This is a genomic window from Leptospira kanakyensis (assembly GCF_004769235.1).
Lineage (GTDB): Bacteria > Spirochaetota > Leptospiria > Leptospirales > Leptospiraceae > Leptospira_A > Leptospira_A kanakyensis.
Window position 1 is genome coordinate 108202 of sequence record NZ_RQFG01000010.1, and the last position, 21749, is coordinate 129950.

Consider the following 21749-nt stretch of genomic DNA (forward strand, 5'->3'; position numbering starts at 1 on the left):
TCTAAAATTCCCAACACAAATTTCGTTTCACGATCGAAACGGCATTTGAATCAGTTTTATTTTTCTCTCATTACCCTTCATTTTGTCTTGAATCATTCTAAAAATTCTAAAAAAATTTATAAATCCAAGAATCCTATGAAAACTTATGAAGGTATTAGTTTAGAAGAGGCAATCCAGAAAATCACTGAGCTGGAAAGAATCCTCGAAGAAAAAGAACAAAATACCTATAAAACCTTTTTTGAACAAGATGAAGAAGCCATCGTTGTTTTTGACATCCAAAGCCGGTTGTTTACTGACTGCAATGCAAAACTAACAACTACACTTGGATTCAGTAAAGAAGAGTTCACAAAACTATCAGTTATGGATATCAGCCCAAAATACCAACCAAACGGGCAATTGTCGGAATCTCTCGCCAAACACTATATTAGCGAAGGATTCAAACATGGAAACATTAGGTTTGATTGGGTTCATTTAAACAATAAAGCAGAAGAAGTATTTTGTGAAGTACGTTTATACAATTACACAACTGCTAATGGTGGAGCCTTCGCAAGAGCGGTGATCCAAAAAAAAGACCAAGTTGTACAACTTCAAAAAAAACTAGAACAAAAAGAAAAACTTTTATCCAAAGTAACACAAACCCTTCCTGGAATCATTTACATCCAATCTATGGCAACAGACGAGTTCCTGTATTTGAACAATACATTAGAAACACAGTTAGGTTATCAGGTTGGCTCCATTTTAACTTTTGATTTTTTAATTAAAAACATTTTGTATCCTGATGATGTTCCAAAAATCGAAGAACATGCAAAAAAAATGTTATTAGAAAAAAATACAGAGATCTATGAAATAGATTTTCGAGTTTTTCACAAAAATGGAAATATCCACTGGCTTCGTGTTTGGGAAACAAATTTTTCATTTAGTGCCGATGGAGTTCCTACAGAAGTATTAGGTGTTGCCCAAGACATCACAAGTATCAAAAACATCGAGCTCACTCTAAAAAAACAAAATGAACTAGGAGAAGAAATTCGTCGAACTTCTAAATCAGGAGTTTGGGAATGGACGGTAAAAACGGACGAAATGTTTTGGACTCCCGATTTATATTTTTTATTAGATAATGATCCAAAACACTACAAACCAAACAAAGAAAATCTAATTGCATTTTTTACACCAGAAAATCGCCAAATCATTTCGGATGCATTCAAACTAGCAGAACTAAATTCCGAACCCTTTGACTTGGAATTAGAAATGATGGTCAAAACAAAATTTTGGGTTCGTATCCAAGGGAAAACAATATTAGATCACAACCAAGAAATCAAAATCATAGGAAGTATCGAAAACATAGACGACTCTAAAAAGAAAAAAATTGAACTTCTCGATAACGAAAACCGATTTCATGAAGTTGCTGATCAAACAGGACTTATCATTTATGATTACGATGTAGGGACTGGAAAAATTGTTTGGGATGGCGCCATTAAATCTGTATTAGGTTATGGAAAAGAAGAATTTAACCAATTTGATATCGATGGTTGGGAAAACCTACTCCATGAAGAAGATCGTTTGCATACAATCCAGGCTCTCAAAGAATCCATAGCTACAAGAACTCCCTACAGAGCCTACTACCGAATTCGTAAAAAAGATGGAAGTTTTACTCCAATCGAAGAAAGAGGAGCCTTTTTGTCTACGAACCTCTCGGAGCCAGGCCGTCTAGTTGGTGTGTTGGAAAATGTATCTGCAAAAGTAGAATTTCTAAAAACCATAGAGACCAATGAAAAAAGATTTAGGAATTTTTACAATTTTGCCAGTGAAGCCATAGTCATCACCGAAGAAGACAAAATCATCGATGCAAACCTTGCTTTCCAAAAGTTATTCGGTTATGAAACATTTCATGAAATCACAATCTCTAGTTTGATTGGCGACCCTCTTTGGATGGGGTTGTCTTCTAAAGAAAAAACATTTTCTGCGGAAGGACACAAAAAAGATGGTGTTTCGATTCCCCTTCAAATCAATCGAAAAGAAATAGGAGAAGGAAGATACCTCCTTTCTTTTATTGATCTAACATCTATCAACGAAGCAGAATCCATAAAACGGGCATTAGATGATATTCAAAAAAGAAACGATCGCATCGTCACCCAAAAAATCGAACTCGAAAAAGCTCTTGATGAATTAAAACTCACACAATCACAACTCATTCTCAATGAAAAGATGGCTTCCCTCGGGCAATTGATCGCAGGAATTGCACATGAAGTCAATAATCCTCTCGGAGCGATCAAAGCATCTAGCGAACTGATCTTAAATAAAATCAAAGACCAAATCCCGAGACAAAGCGAAATCATTCATTTCCTAAATCAAAAATCTCCCGAAATTAGAAAAATTTACTTTGATTGGCTCTTAAAATCTTTTAATACCAAAAACCACGTACACGGTTCTATTTCGAGAAAACAAAAACGAAGTTTGACAATTCATTTGAACGAACTTGGCTGCAAACATTCCGAAGTCATTGCAGAAGAAATCATCGATTTAGGAATCCAAGATTCTTTTTATATGATTGAATCTCTCGCAAAAGAAGAAGACTTTTTAGAATTATTCAATTACGGAATTGACTATATCCAGGCAGCCCAATATTTGAATTCCACACTTGAATCAATACAACGTGTATCCAAAATCTTATACGCACTCAAAAACTTTACCCACTTTGATAAACTCGGTGCAAAAGTAAAAGCCGACATCATTACAAATATAGAAACTGTTTTAACACTTTATAACAACCAAATGAAAAATGGAATCACAGTGGTCAGAGATTACCCAGAATCCATTTCACCTATTTACTGTTACCCTGATGATCTCATACAAGTTTGGACAAACTTAGTATTTAATGCCATTCAAGCCATGAACTACAAGGGCCAACTCATTGTTCATGTGAAAGAAAAACTATCTGCAACCAACCACATACCGTTGATAGAAGTGACAATTGAAGACAATGGCTGCGGGATTCCTGATGATATCAAAGAAAGGATATTTGAACCTTTTTTTACAACGAAAGAACTAGGAGAAGGGAGTGGTCTCGGTTTAGATATTGTTCGCCGGGTCATTCTGAAACATAACGGACATATAGAAGTAAACTCAAAACCGGGGAAAACAACATTTACAGTTCTCCTTCCTATTTAGAACTTTCTCCAAATAAATTTCTAATTTTACTTATCTAAAGTATAACTACCGTCAAATTATGAGATTAAATCTAAACTTTGGCCGAACGAAAAAAAGATTTTTTCCATCCACAGTAAGGATGATCAAATTTTTATTTACCTTTTTTCTAGGAAAACAAAAATACGAGTTGTGACTACAAAACCTAAAAACGTCGCCATCATCCTTTCTCTTCTATTACTTACCTTACAGATTCTAATTCGAGTTGATACATTCTATTTATCTGACCCATTAGTAAAAATGATTCAAGTGATTTCGCTTTGGAATCAAAATTGGTCTACAGAAGGAATCCTTTATTCAGCTAAAGATTTTGATCCTCTTTTTTTAATGAGTCCCCTCAATGAAGGATTTGTTTTTTTACATGAAGGACGATTGATTGGACAATATCCAATTGGACTCACTTTCCCCTATTCTTTACTTGGTTTTTTACCCTTAAATTTTCTTCCTTACTTCAATGTTGTTTTTTTTGCCCTATTTTTGAGAATATTATTCAAAAACGGAATCAAAACATCGGTGGTTCTTCTTGTAGCATTCGGAACCGTCACATTTCCACTGTTAGTGGATTTTTCGGAGAATGGATTATTTTTAGTTCTTTCTGGTTATGGTTATGTTTTTTTATATAAAGCTTTTTTAGACGATAAAAAAGAAAATTGGATTTTAGGAAACATATTTCTCGGATTATCTCTTTGGCTTAGATTGGAAGGGATTCTTTTGTTTATTTCCATACAATCGACAATTTTTCTAATTTATTATTTTGTAAAAAAACAATCTTTTATAGAAGCAATCCATCCGAAAAGGTATTCTATTTTTTTCTTGTTTATTGTTCTATTTTTAATTTGGAATACGGTTAGTTATTCCCATCCACTTGGCACAAGATATCTCACCAACTTCGGAAAGTTTGAAAAACAATTCTACGAACAAATTAAGATTTTTTTATCTATCGCATTTACCTACCCGAGACAATCCGCCTGGTCTTTAGGTTTTTTTCTCCATACTCCTATTTTTATTTATCTTTTCATCAAGTTACGAAAAACTCAAATTCTTAAAAACTTAAATATAACATTCCATTTATCGATTGTTATCTTATTTTTATTTTTTGTAGCTTTTACCTCGCCCAATGACGGAATCACTCTCACCGGAAGATATTTACTTGTTTTAGTATACCCTCTCTCCTTTCTTTTAAACGAAAAGATGGATGAATTACAAACCAACAAAGTTCTATTCAAATTACTTTATACCTGGTCATTTGTTTGTACAACTCTGATCATGGTTGTTTTTTATCTTTCAAGTAAGGAACTAAAAAAATTACGTTCGGAATTGGCCCAATTCCATTCGCCGCTTATTGTCACCACAAATGAAATATTATCCGGAAGTTTTGGTTTAGATCTATTAAATCAGAAAGTAATTTCTATTCGGAGAAAAGAAGTCGTAAAATATTTTTACGATAATATTAACAAAATGGCTCCAAAAGAATTTATGGTTTTGACCGTGGGAAAAGAAACCAAATACAATACGGAAGAAAAAGATGTATTTTCGGCTATCTTATTTGATTCAAAAGAAGCAGGTTACAACTGCGAGAAAGAAGAACGTTCTTCTAGAGTGCTCGCCAGGAGGTGTATCCAGATCGACAACCGCTAATTTTTTTTCCAGAGGAATACAAGATAAAAGCAAAAAATTGATTTGAAATCGGTAAACTGATCTATATTCTCTGTGCACCATGCAGGATTTCTTACTCAGTTTACTTCCTTGGACAAAAAGAGAATGGTCCGATTTTTTGGCAGACCTGACTCCCCTCTTTGGTTTATTTATTTTTGCATCTGAACCAAGAAATATCATGATCGCTCTTTATCCTGAATTGTATTTTGTTTTTGGGTATGGAATGCTCCGACTCATTTCAACTGCTATATATGCAGCCATCCAACAAGGCAAAGAATCGAGTTTGTTAGATTTGGATATCCCAGAACCAATCATTGGGAAAATTTTCTATTTTATCTTTGTTCCATTTTTTGGTGTGATCCTTATGATTGCCCTTCTTTGTATCGTTACTTTACTCATAGGTTTTAATTTTTTCTTTTATATGATGATTGAATTATTTCTCAGTGTGGCCACCACAGGAGGATTGGAAACAAACTTTAATTTCTTAACCCTCTACAATTCACTCGAACCCAAAGAACAATATTATATTTGGGGAATTTTTTTATTCACACTCTATCGTTATGTACCCAAGATTTATGAATTTTTCAAAACACAAATTTATAAAAACTACAAAGACTCTTGGTCCTGGGTTGCTTTAGGTACACCAAAAATTCCGAAACACAACCAATTCCAAAAGATGACAAATGCATTTCGAACTATGTTTGGTAAAGAAAACCAACCATCTGATTTTTGGGAATACACACCTATATTTTATATTGGATTTTTATTCTTTTACTTTGGTGTTCTTGTTTTAATGATCAAATATCCATTGTTTGGCCCCATCATTACTCTTGTGATCAAAGCTTTTGTAGAAATGTATTTTTTTCGGCTCCACAAAGAAGCGCAAGGGATCGTAGCGTAAATCCTTTGCGAAGCAAAGATTGGAGCGAAGAGCGCGGTCGCACATTGTGCGCTGCGCCCCAAAAAATAGCAAAAACGATCCAATCCGTCCATTTCATTTCCTGTATAATAAATTCAATCAAAAGGAGAGAATATGGCATTCCAACAAATCCAAACAGGTATCATTACAGAAAAATTAAACGAAACAAAAACCTTTTATGAAAAGTGGTTAGGACTGATTACAAAATTTGAATCAGATTGGTTTGTTCTATTATGTTTGCCAAATAGGCCAGAAGTGGAAATAGCAATCATGAAACCTAACCAACCTCAGGTGAGGAAATCTTATTTTCAAATTCCTTATCAAGGAAAAGGGATTTGGTTTATCTTTGAATCAAAAGATGTGGAAAAAGAATTTGCAGAATTAAAACAAAAAAACGCACCGATAGACCTTCCTCTCACAACGGAAGAATGGGGAGACGTCCACTTCACTTTGATTGATCCCAATGGAATCGGCATTGATATTGTCCAAGAAAGAAATCCAAATTAAAATTTAGAAAGACAAATGTCTATGGACTTTCTTAACTTAGTTTTATACTTAAGTAGGAAAACTTCCATTGCCACAAACACCCAACCTCTATCCAGTTTGGAACCAATTAGAAGGAAAATTGGATGATACCATTGGCCTGAATCAAATTGCATTTTTTACTGGGTATAGCGATTGGCATTTTCATCGGTTGTTTAAGTCTTTCCAAGGCGAAAATGTAAAGGAATACATTCGTAGGTTACGATTAGAAAAAGCTGCATACGAATTAAAAATTACAAACTTTCCGATTATAGAAATTGCTTTGGAAGCTGGTTTTTTATCACACGAAGCTTTTTCCAAAGCGTTCAAACGAGTGATTGGTTCTACACCTTCTGAATTCCGAAAAAAATACCAAACAAAAAAACCATTAACGAAATCATTTCACCAAACATTGCCAGACGGAATTTCAAAATTTGGATTTCAGAAAAAAAACATTTCGTCCTTTTATATTGCTTTTGTTCGCCATATTGGAACTTACGAAGAACTACCTGGACCAATCACTGGGAGTAAGGAAGTGAATCAAATCCAATCTTTGATTGATCACTGGAATTCATCTCAGTCCCATCATAAATGGATTGGGATTAGCCAAGATGATCCTGACATTTCACCGAAAGGAAAAATTCGATTTGATTTGGGCATTACCATTGGAACAAATCAAAAAAAACTTCCTCAAGGATTTGGAATCCAAACCATTCCTTCTGGAAAGTATTTACAAATTCGTTACGAGGGAAGTTACCAAGGGCTGCCAAAAATTTACGATTGGATTTTAAATGAATATATCAAAACAACTCCAATCAAATTAAAAAACAGACCACCTTGGGAGTGTTATCTGAATCCTTTTGAAAAGGAAGATAATAAACGCATTACAGATATTTATATTCCGATTGAATAAAATCCTTTTTAGTTTTCGGAGAATCTGTGACTTACAAATTACATAGACAATGGAGTTTCAGGCCCTGGCCCGAACAGACCACGACAAACGGGGAAATTGGGTCGGAGCACTCTTGATGCATTGGCAACTGACTCGCAAGGAAAAAATAAAACTTCATTCAAACATACGGTTAAATCCTTTTTATGAACGTATTTATAAACCGACTTACAACTTCTGAGAGTGTACTTTGATTCGTCAGTGGTAGATGATCCACTACATCCAGATCCTATATTGGTAGTATAATAACCAGCGCTAGTTAGAGTAGTATCAATCGACTGCGGACAGAGAGAACGTTTTACTAACAATGCACCATAAAACTGTCGTACGGCGACATCTCTGGAAACCTTATCTCCATTCATTTCGTTATGTGTATCAAAATACAAATCGCCAATACAGCCGTAAAACAAAACTGATATGGCAAAAATATTCTTGAAAAAAAAGCGAAACGATTTTGAATTCATTTAAACTATTAATATGAGTTAATTCGAATCGTCGACTTTTTCTCAATTGTAATTTGGTTTTTCCTGAATCAAAATTGACGGCGAACAACACTTCTGTGACAATCCCCTACACTGCAATTGAACTACTTTCACTTTTTTTTTCACCACGCCATCCAAACAAAACAAATCAAACCTCTAACCGATTCCGAAATCGATGATTGTATGGATATCCTATACGGATCCTTATACTTTCGATTGTTACTCAAACATGAGAAACCTGAGTTAAAGGATTTAAGGCCGTGGTTGGAAAAGTTTTTACGAACATTAAAGTAAGATCTTCATTTTTTTCCCGTTCGTTTTTCAAATTTTGCTTTTTCCTTTTTTGTTTTTGATTAGGATCAATGAACATGAAACATCTCTCAAAACTTTGGCTCCTTGGTTTTCTTATTTTTGAATCTTGTGTTATCTTCCAAGCAACAAAAGTCCCTGCAAATAATCTTAAAACTGCCCTAGAAACAAACTCTACCAAAACACCCAAGATTGTATTTCTGGGAGATAGCATCACACATGGCCGTGTCAGTTATGATTATGTAGGTTCTATCGCCAAACATCCGTCTTTAGCCGATTCCCAAGTGATTAATGAAGGGATCAATAGTCGATTGACAGTTCAAATTTTAGAACAATTAGAGAATTTAAAAAAGCTGAATCCTGATTATGTTTTCCTTTTGATTGGAACCAATGATTTAAAGGCAACCTTAACTAAAGAAGAGTACGATCGTTATGCGGGCCTTTGGAAATTGAAAGAACCCGTTACTGAGGAAAGTTTTACGAACAACCTCACAAAAATCATCCAAACCATTCAAAAAGAAACCAAAGCAAAAATAATCATTTTTTCGCCGCCGGTTTTGGGAGAAGATCCTACCTCCATTCCTTTCCAGAGATCCAAACGGTTTGCTGAACTTACAAAACAAATAAGCACAAAGGAAAAAACCACCTACAAACCACTCCATGAGACTCTATCCCAAGGACTAGACGAGGCCAAACTAAGTTCACGAAAGCCATACGTCCAAAACACTTGGGGGATGTATTTAACCATCCTAAAATACTATTCTACTACATCTAGTTGGGATGATTTAGGAGATTCCAATGGATATTATTATTTAACCGATGGAATCCATTTGAATGCACGTGGGGGAAAGATTTTGGAAGGTATGGCATTAGAAGAGATTTTACCAAACAAGAAATAGAAGTTGTTCTGTCGGGATCAGTAAAACCCGACTAAATCTATAAACTAACATTTGAAAATACGGGGATCTTTAGTTAAGGTTGGATCACATTGAGCTGATACAAAAGAAAGGAAAACACAATCAAATTAGAGAAGAGTATCAGTCCAAAAAATATTTGAATCATCTTTGGACTGACCTCCGTAAAAAAACCACCACCTTTCACCCTGACAAGTCCTGGATGTTTCACTAAAAACTCAGCACCATTGTTAAAATAAATCCAATAGAAAGCGAGTGACCAAAGGATTAAGATAGAAATATGGAAAATGATTACAAAAGGATTCAAAGTTTTTATATATAAATAATCAATCAAACTGTTTGTATATTGGAAAAGATTACCGATCCCGACAATGATCCAAGGAATGTTCCCATAGAAAAGAATACCTTTCACCAATTTGTCATACCCAGGTTCTAACTCTGGTTTTTCTTTTATGTATTTTTGGGATCTAAATTTTAATACAAGTGCATTGAAAATTGTAACAATAATAAACGAAATCCAGATATGATTAAAAAGAGTCATTTTTCAATCCCTAAAGAAAAACTCGCTTATTTGGAAATTTTAAGGAAACAAATTTTTAATACATAATGACACGGTGATTGATACTATCAGCAACAAATATTCCTTCTCCATTAATGGATATACTTTGAGGAAAGCTAAGAGCCGTGGCAGATAGTCCCGAAGCGGAAAGAGTAAAACTACCATTCCCCGATTGTCCAAAAACTTTTGATGCAGTTGTGTTTGTTCCTGAATATAGTAAAATTCGATTATTGGTAGTGTCTGCAATCCAAACATCTCCACCCATTGCAAATACGCCCCTAGGTGCATTCAATGTCCCAGCACCAATACCCCCATTATTTCCTAAATTAGAGGTAAAATTAGGTTGTCCATACACGCGAGTGGCGGTGGTGCTTGTACCTGGGTAAAATAAAACTCGGTGGTTTCCAGTATCGGCAATGTACACGCCATCAGAACTCACAGCCACACCTTCTGGTGAGCCAAGAGTCGTGGCTGTACAATTAGAAGTGTTTCCAGTAAAACTAGTTTGGCCATAAACACGACTGGCACTATAACTTCCATTGGGAAAATAAAGTACACGGTGGTTTGAATTATCTACTACATAATACCCATCTTTGTCAGCTGCCATTCCATAAGGTCCCGTAATGACATCTGCAGCGGCATATGGAGCAGATACCGCCGTGTTAAAATCGACTTGGCCATACACTCGGGAAGCAATGTTATTGGTTCCTTCAAAATACAAAACTCTAAAATTGTTGAGGTCAGCTAAATAGAGTCCAAAAGAATCTTTAGCAAGACCCGTAGGATACGCGATTCCAGAACTAGAAGTGGCAAAAGCATTAGAACCAAAGTTCGCCTGGCCAATCACTCTCGAAGCTGACGTAATGTCTCCTGAATAATATAATACGCGAGTGTTTCCAGAATCAGAAACATAAATTCCCAATTCATCAGCTAGTACGAAGCTAGGAGAAGAAAGGGAATTTTGATTTGGTGGATTGGCGGAAGTAGCTGATATGAAATCAAGTTGCCCATAAACTCGCTTAGCGGTTGTTGTATGGCAAATGATTTGAATATTAGAAATTCCGAGAATTAAGGTTCCTTCCCAACCATTATGTACGACACAGGCGATTGTATCTGGTTGTTTTGCAATGGACAATGTATATTTTGAACCGAATCCACTTGCGATCGGAATGGAAAAACTTGTGGCACCTGGCGGAACGGAAAGTTCGGAACCGGTACTAGTTCGAAGCACCATTCCCGACGTGGTAAGGCCTACAATGGAACCACTTAGAGACAAGGCTGTCGATACACTACAATGGGGTGAAAAGTCAGCTAGCGCAAACTTCGAAAGGATTGAATTTAAAAATTCTTTGGAATTCAAATCACATGAATTGGATAATTCTGGTTTGTTACAGGAAAAAAAACAGAACCCAATCGTAAGTATATAAACAAAAAAACGATTCACCACAAATTGAAACTTATTTATTTCTTAAATTCCAAGCAAGTCTAAATCTCTGTTTACATAGATTAGGTGGTGATTTTTCCGCATTTGTTAAAAAATTAAATTCTGGAATGTCAAAGCATGGGGTTTTCCATTGATTTCGACAAGCTCAATACTCAGATTGCCTTCTTTGACTTCACCGTTTCGTAGTTTAAATCTTTGTTTGTATCCCGTAAGTTTTCCCTCGGTCAAAAATTTTTCTCTGATTTCAGAACCATCTTCCCCTTGGGCATACATGTTTAGCTCACTGCTCGTTTTACCAACAACCTCATTTTTTTGAAATCCAACGAGTCGTTCAAAAGCAGGATTTACGTTCACAAATCGAAATTGATTGCCTATATCATGTAAGGACATAGCGATAGGACTAATCAAAAAAGCTTTTTCGAAAAGTTCCTGGGCTTCTGATTGTTTTCGAATACTTTCAAATAATCGTAACGCCATCTTAATCGAAGCAATCAAAACAATTTCTCCTGTCGTTTTCAAAATATAACCATACGAGGTAATCGATTCGGTTCTGTTGACAATTTCCGTTTCCGTGTGAGAAGATAAAAAAACTAAAGGAATAGAATGTTTGGAAAGAATGATCCTTGCTGCCTCTGTCCCGTCAATTCCAGAACCCAAATCAATATCCATAAGGATGATATCTATTTTGTTTTCAGGTTGAGATAAAAATGATATAGCAGTTTCTCCCGTGCGGACATGATGAACTATAAAACCTGCAGATTTTAAAATTCGAATCTGCATCATTGCAATGATGGCTTCATCTTCCACAAGAAGAATTGATTTACCAGTCACAAGATTTGATTCCATTGTCATTCGCTCATCATAGAAACTATCTTTTCGTTTGCAAGGATTACTTAAAAACGAAAGGAAACAATAGGAATAGATTCTAAATTCTAACGCCTATTTAATCTTTTCAGCTAGTTTTGAAAGATTAGAAAACTTCGGAAAATAAGAATTTGGATCGTCAGATAAAAGTTAAATCATATACAGAGTCACCTTGCATGGGTAATGTTCACAAGGGAACGATCTGTCCAAAAGGAGACTAGGGAATGTCCGCAGAAACAAATGAAATCAGCCGATTCGAAAGGAATCTATTCCGTAAAGGTGTTTCTCTCATCGTATATACAAAGTACGGACTTAGTGCTGTTTTTTTACTCGGTGTGGCTGCCAACGTGGCAACTAAAAGTTTCGTCCCTAATTTAATTGGATCCCTAGCATTTTTATTTAATGGAATTATCCCTGGATACTTCTTACGTAAAGGAAAAGAAGTTTCTAGAATTTGGGCCTTTACCATCATTTTCATCGACTTACTAATCTTAGTTAGTTTCTTCTATTTAGATATTTATAATAACTATGTCAAAGGAGATGCAAGTAACACTGTTAACGCTGGTATTTTCTACATTATCTTTGTTTTCATTGCTATTTATTCCAGTTTCCTCTTCGAATCTAAATTAGTGCTGATTGTGGGAATCATATCTACCTGCCTTTATATTGGTGGGATTTTTTTATCATCAAAACTTGGTGCAGCACTTGTTGGGAAAGCCACTCCAGAAATGTTAAGGGCCAACCATATCATTGTCGCAACGGAAGTGCAGAAGGTCATTTTTTACTTCGGAGTCATCTTTAGTTTGCGTTTTGTAGTTTCACTGATGCGAGAAATGCAATCCGACTTAAAAATAAAACTAAAAGATACATTAGAAAAACAAACATTCATCACAAACAAATCCAATCAAATGGAAAAATCAGCAGCCACACTTGCTGCATCCGTTGACACCCTTCAATCCATGTCAGATGAGTTACACAACCAGTCACAAAACCAAGCGGCATCCGTTGAAGAAATCTCTGCTTCGGTAGAAGAACTATCCTCTTCTGCAGTCAGTTCTGCCAATCTAGTGGAAGACCAGGTAACAAGAGTTAAAATTGTTGACCAAGACTTTTTATCTCTACAAAATATCAGTGAAAGTGTAAAAGCAAAAACCACACAAATTGCAAAAGATGTCAGTCTCTCAGCCGACTTCAGCAGAAAAGTAAAAACTTCTTCCGAGGAACTTAACACCATTTATTCAGATCTCAACAAAGCCTTTGCTAAAGTAGAAGAAATCAACCAGATGATGTCAGAAATTGCTGATCAAACCAACTTACTCGCATTAAATGCTTCAATCGAAGCAGCCCGAGCTGGAGAACATGGACGTGGATTTGCCGTTGTAGCCCAAGAAGTCGCAAAACTGGCTGAACGTTCTCAATCGAACGCAGGCACCATTGCTAAAATTGTAAAGGAAGCTGGACTAAAAATTAACGAAGGTACCAGGTTTTCCAAAGAAGTCAAAACCCAAGTCGAAAGCCAAAACGGGGAATTACTGCGGATCGAAACGGAAATTTTAAGTTTGGAAGGCCATGTCACTGAACAAGAAAATTTAAACACCAAACTCAGGGTTACTTTCTCCGAACTCCATGTACTCTCAGAACAAATTGGTGTGATTGCACAGGAACAAATGTCTGGCAGTAAAGAAATCAACCACGCCATTACAGTCATCGATGAAACCACTCAAAAACTGGCTGACTCTGTCCAACTCCTCTATGAAGAAATCAATGAGATCCATTCGCAATCCAAACAATTAACAGCAAACTAAGGGATTTCCCTTTAGCTGAACTTAGTTTTAGGAATAAACCTGTCTTTACAATAGGTAGCTCTCCTAAAACCTTGGGAAATTGTAGGAAATAAATTGCTTTCCTAAATTTGCCATGCTGAAACCGAAACATACCAATCTACCCGGCCAAAGAATTGAAGATACCATCATGGCCATTTTGGAAGAAGGTTCATGTCATGAAGAAACAATCATCCAAAAAATCAAAGAAAGCCAATTCCATAATTTAGAAGACTCCGGGATTTATTCTGCCCTCATCAAAGTTCTAACTTCCTTAGAGATTCCTGAGAATGATTCTGCAAACATTTGGCAAGAAATTATAAATAATAAACACAAATTGACTCAGTGTATGGGGCGCGAAGTCGGAATCCAGATCGCAACCTTAGATTATTTTACTAATATCAATCAAAAACTAAAAAATCCAAAAATCATCGAAATGAAACTTTTCGCTGATACCGAGAAACTAATATTAGTTGATGAACTCACAAAATTATACAACCGAAGACACTTCGAAAAAGCACTTGTTCGTGAATTCAAACAATCAACAAGATACAATCAAAATCTAACACTACTCATCATAGACATTGATGATTTCAAAAAAATCAATGATACTTATGGTCATACAATGGGTGATGAAATTCTCTCTAAAGTAGCAAAACAAATCACCTCGTGTTTACGTATGGAAGATACAGCTTGTCGAATCGGTGGAGAAGAGTTTGCAATTATTTTCCCACAAACAAACGAAGAACAAGCTCTCATTGCCTCAGAAAAACTCTTAGAAGCTTGCCGCACCATCGAACTCAGTGGACGACCTGTAACGTTAAGTGGTGGGATTGTATCTTATCCAGAAAAAGTGAAAAACTGTTCGGAAATGTATGACCTAGCAGATAGAGCATTGTATACGGCGAAACAATCTGGCAAAAATCAAATTGTAGCCTATTCCAATGAAAAAAGAAGTAGTTTGCGTTTTGATGCAAATTTGGAACTACTTTTTATTTTACCGGACAAAACTCTAAAAACCATTTCTAAAAATATTTCCGTCACAGGAATTGCCTTCGATACTGAAGATGACATCAAACTCAACGAATCCTTCGATGTCAAACTCCGCGAATCAGAATCAAACAAAGAAATTAATGCCAAAATCAAAGTGATCCGTAAAGAAGAAGTGGGAATCCATAAGTTCCATATGGGAGCAGAATTTTTAGAACTCTCCCCTGAAGACCAAACCAAATTAACCGACCTTTACACCCTACAGCGATCGAAAATTCCTAGCGGAGTACTTTGATCATTAATTAAATTTTCCTTGCCGGATCTTCTAGAACTAGTTTCCATTTCATCGTGTTCGGTTTTTACCTCAGCTTCTTTTGGATTTTACTCTCTTTATTTTCTCCGGAATTTTCCTTTCCAACTGGCCTCATCCCTCCACTCCAATTTCTTTTTTGGTGGAACCTTGTATTTTCATCGTTTTGGATCCTTCTCCTTCTGATTGTAGTTTTTGGACTTTTGGGATTTTTGCTAAGGGTTCCAATCCTTGGAATTTTCTTACAAGGGATTCGAAACCAAGTCACTGAAATTGGGTGGATCAAATTTTTAATCAACAGAACTACTGTTTGGTTGCTCAGCCAAACGCTAATCCTATCTGGTTCTTATACTTTCGGATATAAAAACCTTACCGAATCTTGGATGTACACAGCAGCCCTCATGACCATAGTCCTTGGATATTTCATCAAACAAAATTTTTACAAACCAATGGCTAGTATTTCAGGATCTCGGAATGTTTTTATTTACCGCGGGCAAATGGGAAATGGATTTCCAGAAAATAAGGAGCAGTTCCCAAGGGAAAAAGATGTAACTCCCCCATAATCTAAAAAGGATTTTTGCCAAACTAAAAAAAATCCAATCTAATGGATATGGCTTCAAAAAATAAATTTACCACTCTTCCGTTTGTAACCTTAGGAGTTTTATTTTTCCTTTCGACTGTTTTCTATTTCAACTGCCAACTTTTTAACAAAGATAGCAGTGTTCAAAAAGTCAATCTACAGCCAGTACAGGGACAAAAAATCGCAGCTTTTGCAGAAGGTTGTTTTTGGTGTTCTGAACATATATTTGAATCCATTCCTGGAGTGACCGACGTTATCTCTGGATATGCCGGAGGGCATACAAAAAATCCTACTTACGAATTAGTAAACACAGAAACCACGGGTCATGCAGAAACCGTTTTAGTGTATTACGACCCATCTAAGATAGATTATGCGGAACTTTGCCGAATCTTTTTTCTTTCCCACGATCCAACCACTCCCAACAGGCAAGGGCCCGATGAAGGTTCTTCTTACAGATCCATTTTATTTTATGGAACTGAGGAAGAACGGATTATTGCCAAAAAAATCCAAGAAGAAATCAAAGGAAAACAGATTTGGAAAAATCCAATTGTGACGGAATACCAAGAACTAAAAGAATTCTATAGTGCCGAAAATTACAATCAGAACTTCATCCAAAACAATCCCAACCAGTCCTATGTTCGTGCTGTTTCGATGCCGAGGTATGTGGAATTCCAATCTAAATACGAACTCTACAAAAAAACGATGAAGTAAAAAACTGATTAAAACTAATTAGTAATATAAAAACTGTTCTCTGAGTTTTGTACGAAAAGAATCGAACTCAGATTTACCAGTAAACTTACATTTTTTTAGAATATCTTCTGGAATCTCGGATGATTTAGCTTCTTTGGCATTAATGGATATCATCATATCACTCAAATATATTGGAAAAACTATATCAGAATAGACTTCATCAACAAGGAGTGGCCTATGATGGAATTCCATTGCTTTGGTATAAAGAATTGGGAAATTCCATTTTTCGCCAACCATTGCACCTAACTTTGAGTGAGTGATGCCGATAGCCGACTCTTCCATACTGATTGTCGAAGCAATTTCTCTAGAATTGGAATAAGTTTTAATCTGCGACATATGTTGTTTATCAAATGATAAAAGTAAAATTTCTCCAATATCATGTAAAAGAGAAGCTGCAATCAAATTACTAAGATCTGATTTGTTCATCTCCATCTTTTGACCAATGGCTTTACAATAAAAAGCAGACTCATTCGATTTTTCCCAAATCGCAGTAAAAGCTGGAAACTTATCTTCCAACATTTGTTTAGTTCCAAGACTATATAATAAAGTTTGTAATTCCTTAAGTCCAATCAGTTGGATGGCTCGATCTAAACTTTCTACCTTACCACCTCTCCGAAATGCCGCAGAGTTAGAGAGTTTGAGAATATTGGCAGATAAAGCAATGTCCTTTTTGATCATTTCCGCAATGGTACCAATGCTGGAATTAGGTTTGTCTATTGCGTCTTGGATGTCTTTGATTGCTTTGGGGAAAGTAGGTAAATTATCAATTTGAGAAACGATCGAATCTATTTTTTCCAACTGTAAACTTTCTTTCGAAACCTTAGAAGGGATATCGATCATAAAAACAGTTTTGTTTTCGCCCGACTCAAATTTAAAAGCAGAATCTCCTAACCCATCGTTACGAAGCATCATAAGGGTCATAATCAAACCAAGACCTGCACCTTCTTGGTCACTTGACATATCCATAAAAGCTTCAGCTAAGTCATTGTATGTTTTTGCTTTATCAATTCTTTCTTTGATTCTTGCCGATTCTGCCGTTGTTAGTTGCACATTATTCATGATTCGAATGCGCATTAAACTTTTATTATGAATAAAAGATACAAAAACCCCAAAATTATTTTTTTGGAGAGACTCTTCGATCACTTCCCGATTCTCTAAATATGTTTTTTTGAACTCAGCAATCTCTGCGGCGTATTCGACTTCATTTTCAATATTACTCGCACGATTTTTGAAAAAAACTCGTTTTGCATTTGCTTTGATAGCATTGGTTACGGTTTCTTTGACAGCGGCAAGCACAGAGTCCCTAACAATGATTAGGTCAAGCTGCAATAAAAATCTGTCTAAAATCTGGTATAATGTATTTTCTACTTCATCAGTAATTTGAAAAAACTTAAAATGGAAGGGAGCATTTTCTAAGATGGGCTGATTGATATCATCGATGTTAGAATGAAGGCCTAAGTCTTGTTTGTATTCTAATGTGACTGCCTTGGGACTAGCCATAAAACCTCAAGTGTCAAAGTTGTGTCAAAAGGGAATTCCCTTAACCAACGAATTAAACGACACTTCTACACCATCGATAGCAAGTATTTTACTAAATGCAAGCGTTTAACAATAAATCTACGGAACACAAACTTTATGTGACAAGTACGAAATTCTTTTTGTGCCAAACCCCTGATTTCGCTACGATTGTGTACTAATTAATCAAAGATTTTAATTTTAGGTAATCCTAAGTTATAACGAACTGCTATAACACGAATGCTCACAACGACAGTTGCTGACAAAATTAAATTAATATTGTCATTCACGTTCCAAACATTCAAAAGTATATACAATACAGATCCCACCAAACAAGCAGTAGCATATATTTCTTTTCTAAAAATAAATGGAACTTCATTCATCAGTGTATCTCGGATCACTCCACCGAAAATAGCAGATATCATTCCAAGAAGTGCAGATGCAAAATAATTCACTCCATGATCCAAAGCAATCCTTGTTCCAAGCACTGTATAAATTCCAATCCCCAATGTATCAAACAGGAAGAGTTCTTTTCTAAGTTTACTCAACATTCGTGGCAAAAGAATGACGAGTAAAAACCCAACAAAGATGGCCCAGAGGATGTTTTCATCCCGAACCCAAGAAACAGGATAATTTCCAAGAGTGATGTCTCTTAAAGTCCCTCCGCCAATTGCCGTAATAAAACCAGTGAAGAACACACTGAAAAGATCATGATGGTGGTCTTTATGTTCCAAAGCAGCCAAAGCTCCGGACATCGTAAATACCATGATACCAGAAAGCCCAATGTAATCATAAAAACTAAATTCCACGGATTATCCCCTATATTTATCATTTAGACGGAAAAAAAATGACATTCTCCGCTTCTTTCAATTGTTGTATAAAGTAGAGAGTATGAACAAGTCTGCTAACATTCTAAGGAATGCCATTCTCATTCCCATCTTTTTATTCCAGGCCTGTATCCCTAGTTTGTCTAAAGGTTTTTTACAATCAGTCACTGACTTCATCCAATTGCGAAGTTTGGTCAACCCGGCTTCGACTGGGCCCTACTACGTTTCGGTTTCCGTTTCCGGCCTCCTTGGAACTGGCCTTGTTTTGGATTTGAATTCTGGAACAGAAAGTATCGTTGTCAATGCCGACGGATCTTTTGACTTTAAAACCGCTCTTAGTACCGGAAATAATTTCAATGTAACAGTAAACACACAACCGACTCTCCCGACTCAGACTTGTTCTGTTAGCGGTGGGATGGGTGTGGTCGCTTATGGAAATATCAACTCGATCATCGTGAATTGTGATCCTTTACGATACACTGTTGGTGGCACCATCACTGGCCTTGATGGAATCACTGGCCTTGTTCTCACAAACTCTGTCGATGGATCCACACTGAACGTAGCGGTTGCATCGGGCTCTTTTGCTTTCACGCAAACCTATCTGGATGGAACCACTTATAACGTTTCTGTTACCACCCAACCAAACCATCCAGTTCAGAACTGTCTCACTACCAACGGGTCAGGAACCATCTCTGGTGCCAATGTCACAGACATCATCATCGCTTGTAATTCAACTGCCTTTCCGATCGAAGTCACTGCTGTGGGGATCGCTTCTGGCACACTGAGTATTAGAAATAATAATTCGGAACTACTCACCATTTCAACCAATGGATTACATAGATTCCCCACGAATATCATAACGAACAATACTTATAGTTTGCAAATTGTGGGAACTCCCGCGAACCATCAGTGTGTCCTTTCTGCTTCTGGTGGCACTGTTACGGGAACCATCTCCATCACTGCCAATTGTTTTAGTGTTCTCAGTTTTAATCCTTCCAATGGGGGAGTCCTGCAACCAACGGAAAGTTTACGATTACAATTTTCGGATGAAGTGAATGCCGGCAGTTGTATAACCTCAACAGGAACATTAAACACAGTATTGAGTATACCAATTCAATTTTCAGTGACAACAACCACAATCACGAATGACACACTCATTGTTTCGCCCGCTGCTACAGATTCCTGGATCACTGGACACAGAGTCTTAACTCTAAATTGTTTTAATGTCGGCGGAACACCACTTTCTTCTACGGTAAATATACTATACTTGGTTCCATCTGCCATTCGTTATGTTTCGGCTTCTGGTTTAGATACCAATCCAGGTACGGATGTAGCTCCCAAAAGAAATATTCAGGCTGCCATCGATGACTTTCTAGGCTGTGCCTCTGGTGACTGTGCCGTACTCGTGGAAGATGGTTCTTATGACCCTACGTTCTCCGGTGGCGCCATCCATCTTGTTTCAGGAATTTCACTTTACGGTGGTTATCAACCGACAACTAGTTTTGGAGTTTGGAGACCAAATTTACATGGCTCAGTGATACTGATGGACACAACACCAGCAGGTTGTTCCATAGCAACCATCACTTCACCATGTGCCTCTATTATTGGAGATGCAACAGTTACTAGTAATGTTACCATATCGGGATTTCGTATCCAATCTGGACCAGATACTGCACCCTATATGGCAGGAGTTTTTTTAGACTCCACAAACAATGTCCGTCTCATCAATAATGATATTGATGGAGGAGTCGGAATCAATGGTGTGTCCGGAGTTCATGCCATCAATAGTAACCCCTATTTGATCCAAAATGTGATTCTTGGAGGAAATTGTACGGCAGCCAACTGCGACTCCGTTGGTGTATACATGTCTACGTCAGTACCCATTGCACCGGTTATTTTAGTTAATTCCATTTCCGGAGGAACTCCTACAGGCTCAGGTGTAAATTCTAGAGGGATTCGTTATGCTGGAACCGCTGCCATGACAGTCACCAATATCATTGGGAATTTGATCACAAGTAAAAACTTAAATAAGACAACGAGTCTTTTCAGTATAGGATTTGATATCAATTCAGGAACCGGTTTAACAGGTACCTTATCAGGCAATATAATCACTGGCGGTGCAGGAGGTACTTCTATTGGTTTAAGAATCCAAGCAACCACTTCCATCCAAATAGGTTCACCTACACAAGGAAATCAAATTACATCCAGTGACGCGTTGACTGGTACCTACGGATTGTATTTAAGTGGCGGACAGACTGTACGAAGAAATGTAATCAGATTTGGAACTGCCATGAGTGCAGCCGTTGCAACGGCTATAGGAATTTATGCAACAGGCGGCGGAACGCAAATCATTGAAAGTAATTCCATCCAAGATGGAAATGTGTCTTCTACTGGAGCCACGGCAACTCTCAATGGAATCTATTCAGCAAACGCAAGTGCAACTTCGAGTATTACTGGGAATTATATCCGCATAGGAAGGTCAGAGGGTACAAATTCTACAGCTACAACAACTGCTGGAATTTCTTTAAATACCCCTCAAAATGCGCTCATTGCCAACAATTGGATCCAAAATGGAACTAGTGATGTGAATGCAAGGGGATTGGAATTTAAATCAGTATTTTCAGGTCTCAGAGTTTACCACAATACAGTCAGTAGTGGGACAGGAACCAGTAACGAAACGCCCTTATTTATCGGTGCAGGTTCTGCCTCTATTGACATTCAGAATAATATTTTGATGTTAAACAATAATTCGGCATCCACCGCTTGTATCTATAATGCTGGTATTGGCCTACAAACTGCCGTTAAATATAATGTTCTACATAATTGCGTAAACTTAGTGATTCAAAATGCGCAAAACTATAGTTTTTGTGCTGGTGGAGTTCCTGGTACTCTCGTTTGTACCTTACCCCTTGGAATTCCAGCAAACTTCGGGAACAACCTCAACATAGATCCTGAATTAGCTTCGAATTTTGGAGTGATTGCTAACTACACCCCAACAACGGCAACTTCCTGTTTGATCACTAAATCTACCAATGCTCTATTGACAGATAGCTATAATGGAATTGGTACAAGGCCAGGGGTTGATGGAGCGATCAGTCTTGGTGCTGTAGAATACGACCAAGCCTGCACACCTTAACT

Annotated in this window: 18 protein-coding genes; 12 read left to right on the forward strand and 6 right to left on the reverse strand. The window is 36.8% G+C overall.

Annotated features, from left to right (window positions below):
• Positions 1–135 precede the first annotated feature (135 nt).
• From EHQ16_RS08450 to EHQ16_RS08470, 5 genes are all read left to right on the forward strand, one after another.
• Positions 136–3165: a PAS domain-containing protein gene (locus EHQ16_RS08450; RefSeq protein WP_135631501.1), complete on the forward strand. Its 3030-nt coding sequence runs from the start codon at positions 136–138 to the stop codon at positions 3163–3165.
• A gap of 168 nt (positions 3166–3333) precedes the next feature.
• Positions 3334–4839 carry an LA_3751/LA_3752 family putative glycosyltransferase gene (locus EHQ16_RS08455; protein ID WP_244242002.1) on the forward strand — a complete coding sequence of 502 codons (1506 nt, stop codon included), beginning with the start codon at positions 3334–3336 and terminating at the stop codon, positions 4837–4839.
• A gap of 79 nt (positions 4840–4918) precedes the next feature.
• The gene (locus EHQ16_RS08460) at positions 4919–5758 is read left to right on the forward strand and encodes a hypothetical protein (protein WP_135631505.1); all 840 of its coding nucleotides are present in this window, start codon (positions 4919–4921) and stop codon (positions 5756–5758) included.
• A gap of 132 nt (positions 5759–5890) precedes the next feature.
• The gene (locus tag EHQ16_RS08465) at positions 5891–6283 is read left to right on the forward strand and encodes a VOC family protein (protein WP_135631506.1); all 393 of its coding nucleotides are present in this window, start codon (positions 5891–5893) and stop codon (positions 6281–6283) included.
• Between the two features lie 67 nt (positions 6284–6350).
• The gene (locus tag EHQ16_RS08470; RefSeq protein WP_135631508.1) at positions 6351–7211 is read left to right on the forward strand and encodes an AraC family transcriptional regulator; all 861 of its coding nucleotides are present in this window, start codon (positions 6351–6353) and stop codon (positions 7209–7211) included.
• A 38-nt stretch (positions 7212–7249) separates the two neighbouring features.
• Here EHQ16_RS08470 and EHQ16_RS08475 read toward each other — a convergent pair whose 3' ends face one another.
• The gene (locus EHQ16_RS08475; RefSeq protein ID WP_135631510.1) at positions 7250–7711 is read right to left on the reverse strand and encodes a hypothetical protein; all 462 of its coding nucleotides are present in this window, start codon (positions 7709–7711) and stop codon (positions 7250–7252) included.
• A gap of 117 nt (positions 7712–7828) precedes the next feature.
• On the opposite strand from EHQ16_RS08475, the gene EHQ16_RS08480 reads away from it, so the two are divergent.
• Positions 7829–8023, forward strand: coding sequence for a hypothetical protein (locus EHQ16_RS08480; protein WP_244242003.1), 195 nt, complete (start codon positions 7829–7831; stop codon positions 8021–8023).
• Between the two features lie 74 nt (positions 8024–8097).
• The gene (locus EHQ16_RS08485; RefSeq protein ID WP_135631512.1) at positions 8098–8937 is read left to right on the forward strand and encodes an SGNH/GDSL hydrolase family protein; all 840 of its coding nucleotides are present in this window, start codon (positions 8098–8100) and stop codon (positions 8935–8937) included.
• A gap of 73 nt (positions 8938–9010) precedes the next feature.
• On the opposite strand, the gene EHQ16_RS08490 is transcribed toward EHQ16_RS08485, so the two are convergent.
• The 3 genes from EHQ16_RS08490 to EHQ16_RS08500 all read right to left on the reverse strand — a co-directional run bounded on the left by EHQ16_RS08490 (position 9011) and on the right by EHQ16_RS08500 (position 11801).
• Positions 9011–9493 (reverse strand): hypothetical protein, encoded by a 483-nt coding sequence (locus EHQ16_RS08490; protein WP_135631514.1) that lies wholly within the window; start codon positions 9491–9493, stop codon positions 9011–9013.
• Positions 9494–9548: 55 nt separating this feature from the next.
• Positions 9549–10955, reverse strand: a complete 1407-nt coding sequence (locus tag EHQ16_RS08495) for an NHL repeat-containing protein (RefSeq protein WP_244242004.1) — start codon at positions 10953–10955, stop codon at positions 9549–9551.
• A gap of 87 nt (positions 10956–11042) precedes the next feature.
• The gene (locus tag EHQ16_RS08500) at positions 11043–11801 is read right to left on the reverse strand and encodes a response regulator (protein ID WP_135631518.1); all 759 of its coding nucleotides are present in this window, start codon (positions 11799–11801) and stop codon (positions 11043–11045) included.
• A 242-nt stretch (positions 11802–12043) separates the two neighbouring features.
• Between EHQ16_RS08500 and EHQ16_RS08505 the strand changes: the two genes are divergently transcribed.
• The 4 genes from EHQ16_RS08505 to msrA all read left to right on the forward strand — a co-directional run bounded on the left by EHQ16_RS08505 (position 12044) and on the right by msrA (position 16230).
• Positions 12044–13624, forward strand: coding sequence for a methyl-accepting chemotaxis protein (locus tag EHQ16_RS08505; protein WP_135631520.1), 1581 nt, complete (start codon positions 12044–12046; stop codon positions 13622–13624).
• Between the two features lie 112 nt (positions 13625–13736).
• The gene (locus EHQ16_RS08510; protein WP_135631521.1) at positions 13737–14924 is read left to right on the forward strand and encodes a diguanylate cyclase; all 1188 of its coding nucleotides are present in this window, start codon (positions 13737–13739) and stop codon (positions 14922–14924) included.
• 53 nt (positions 14925–14977) lie between these two features.
• Entirely contained in the window at positions 14978–15502 is a 525-nt protein-coding gene (locus EHQ16_RS08515) for a hypothetical protein (RefSeq protein ID WP_135631523.1), read from the forward strand.
• A 47-nt stretch (positions 15503–15549) separates the two neighbouring features.
• Positions 15550–16230 carry a peptide-methionine (S)-S-oxide reductase MsrA gene (gene msrA / locus EHQ16_RS08520; protein WP_135631525.1) on the forward strand — a complete coding sequence of 227 codons (681 nt, stop codon included), beginning with the start codon at positions 15550–15552 and terminating at the stop codon, positions 16228–16230.
• An 18-nt stretch (positions 16231–16248) separates the two neighbouring features.
• On the opposite strand, the gene EHQ16_RS08525 is transcribed toward msrA, so the two are convergent.
• Positions 16249–17769: an HDOD domain-containing protein gene (locus EHQ16_RS08525; protein ID WP_135631527.1), complete on the reverse strand. Its 1521-nt coding sequence runs from the start codon at positions 17767–17769 to the stop codon at positions 16249–16251.
• Positions 17770–17966: 197 nt separating this feature from the next.
• Entirely contained in the window at positions 17967–18593 is a 627-nt protein-coding gene (locus tag EHQ16_RS08530) for a trimeric intracellular cation channel family protein (RefSeq protein WP_135631529.1), read from the reverse strand.
• Positions 18594–18675: 82 nt separating this feature from the next.
• On the opposite strand from EHQ16_RS08530, the gene EHQ16_RS08535 reads away from it, so the two are divergent.
• Positions 18676–21747: a beta strand repeat-containing protein gene (locus EHQ16_RS08535; protein WP_135631532.1), complete on the forward strand. Its 3072-nt coding sequence runs from the start codon at positions 18676–18678 to the stop codon at positions 21745–21747.
• Positions 21748–21749: the final 2 nt, after the last annotated feature.

Coding starts and splice junctions, on each gene's coding strand:
- EHQ16_RS08450 (WP_135631501.1), top strand. CDS start 136: ATGAAAACTTATGAAGGTATTAGTTTAGAAGAGGCAATCCAGAAAATC.
- EHQ16_RS08460 (WP_135631505.1), top strand. CDS start 4,919: ATGCAGGATTTCTTACTCAGTTTACTTCCTTGGACAAAAAGAGAATGG.
- EHQ16_RS08465 (WP_135631506.1), top strand. CDS start 5,891: ATGGCATTCCAACAAATCCAAACAGGTATCATTACAGAAAAATTAAAC.
- EHQ16_RS08475 (WP_135631510.1), bottom strand. CDS start 7,711: ATGAATTCAAAATCGTTTCGCTTTTTTTTCAAGAATATTTTTGCCATA.
- EHQ16_RS08485 (WP_135631512.1), top strand. CDS start 8,098: ATGAAACATCTCTCAAAACTTTGGCTCCTTGGTTTTCTTATTTTTGAA.
- EHQ16_RS08490 (WP_135631514.1), bottom strand. CDS start 9,493: ATGACTCTTTTTAATCATATCTGGATTTCGTTTATTATTGTTACAATT.
- EHQ16_RS08500 (WP_135631518.1), bottom strand. CDS start 11,801: ATGGAATCAAATCTTGTGACTGGTAAATCAATTCTTCTTGTGGAAGAT.
- EHQ16_RS08505 (WP_135631520.1), top strand. CDS start 12,044: ATGTCCGCAGAAACAAATGAAATCAGCCGATTCGAAAGGAATCTATTC.
- EHQ16_RS08510 (WP_135631521.1), top strand. CDS start 13,737: ATGCTGAAACCGAAACATACCAATCTACCCGGCCAAAGAATTGAAGAT.
- msrA (WP_135631525.1), top strand. CDS start 15,550: ATGGCTTCAAAAAATAAATTTACCACTCTTCCGTTTGTAACCTTAGGA.
- EHQ16_RS08525 (WP_135631527.1), bottom strand. CDS start 17,769: ATGGCTAGTCCCAAGGCAGTCACATTAGAATACAAACAAGACTTAGGC.
- EHQ16_RS08535 (WP_135631532.1), top strand. CDS start 18,676: ATGAACAAGTCTGCTAACATTCTAAGGAATGCCATTCTCATTCCCATC.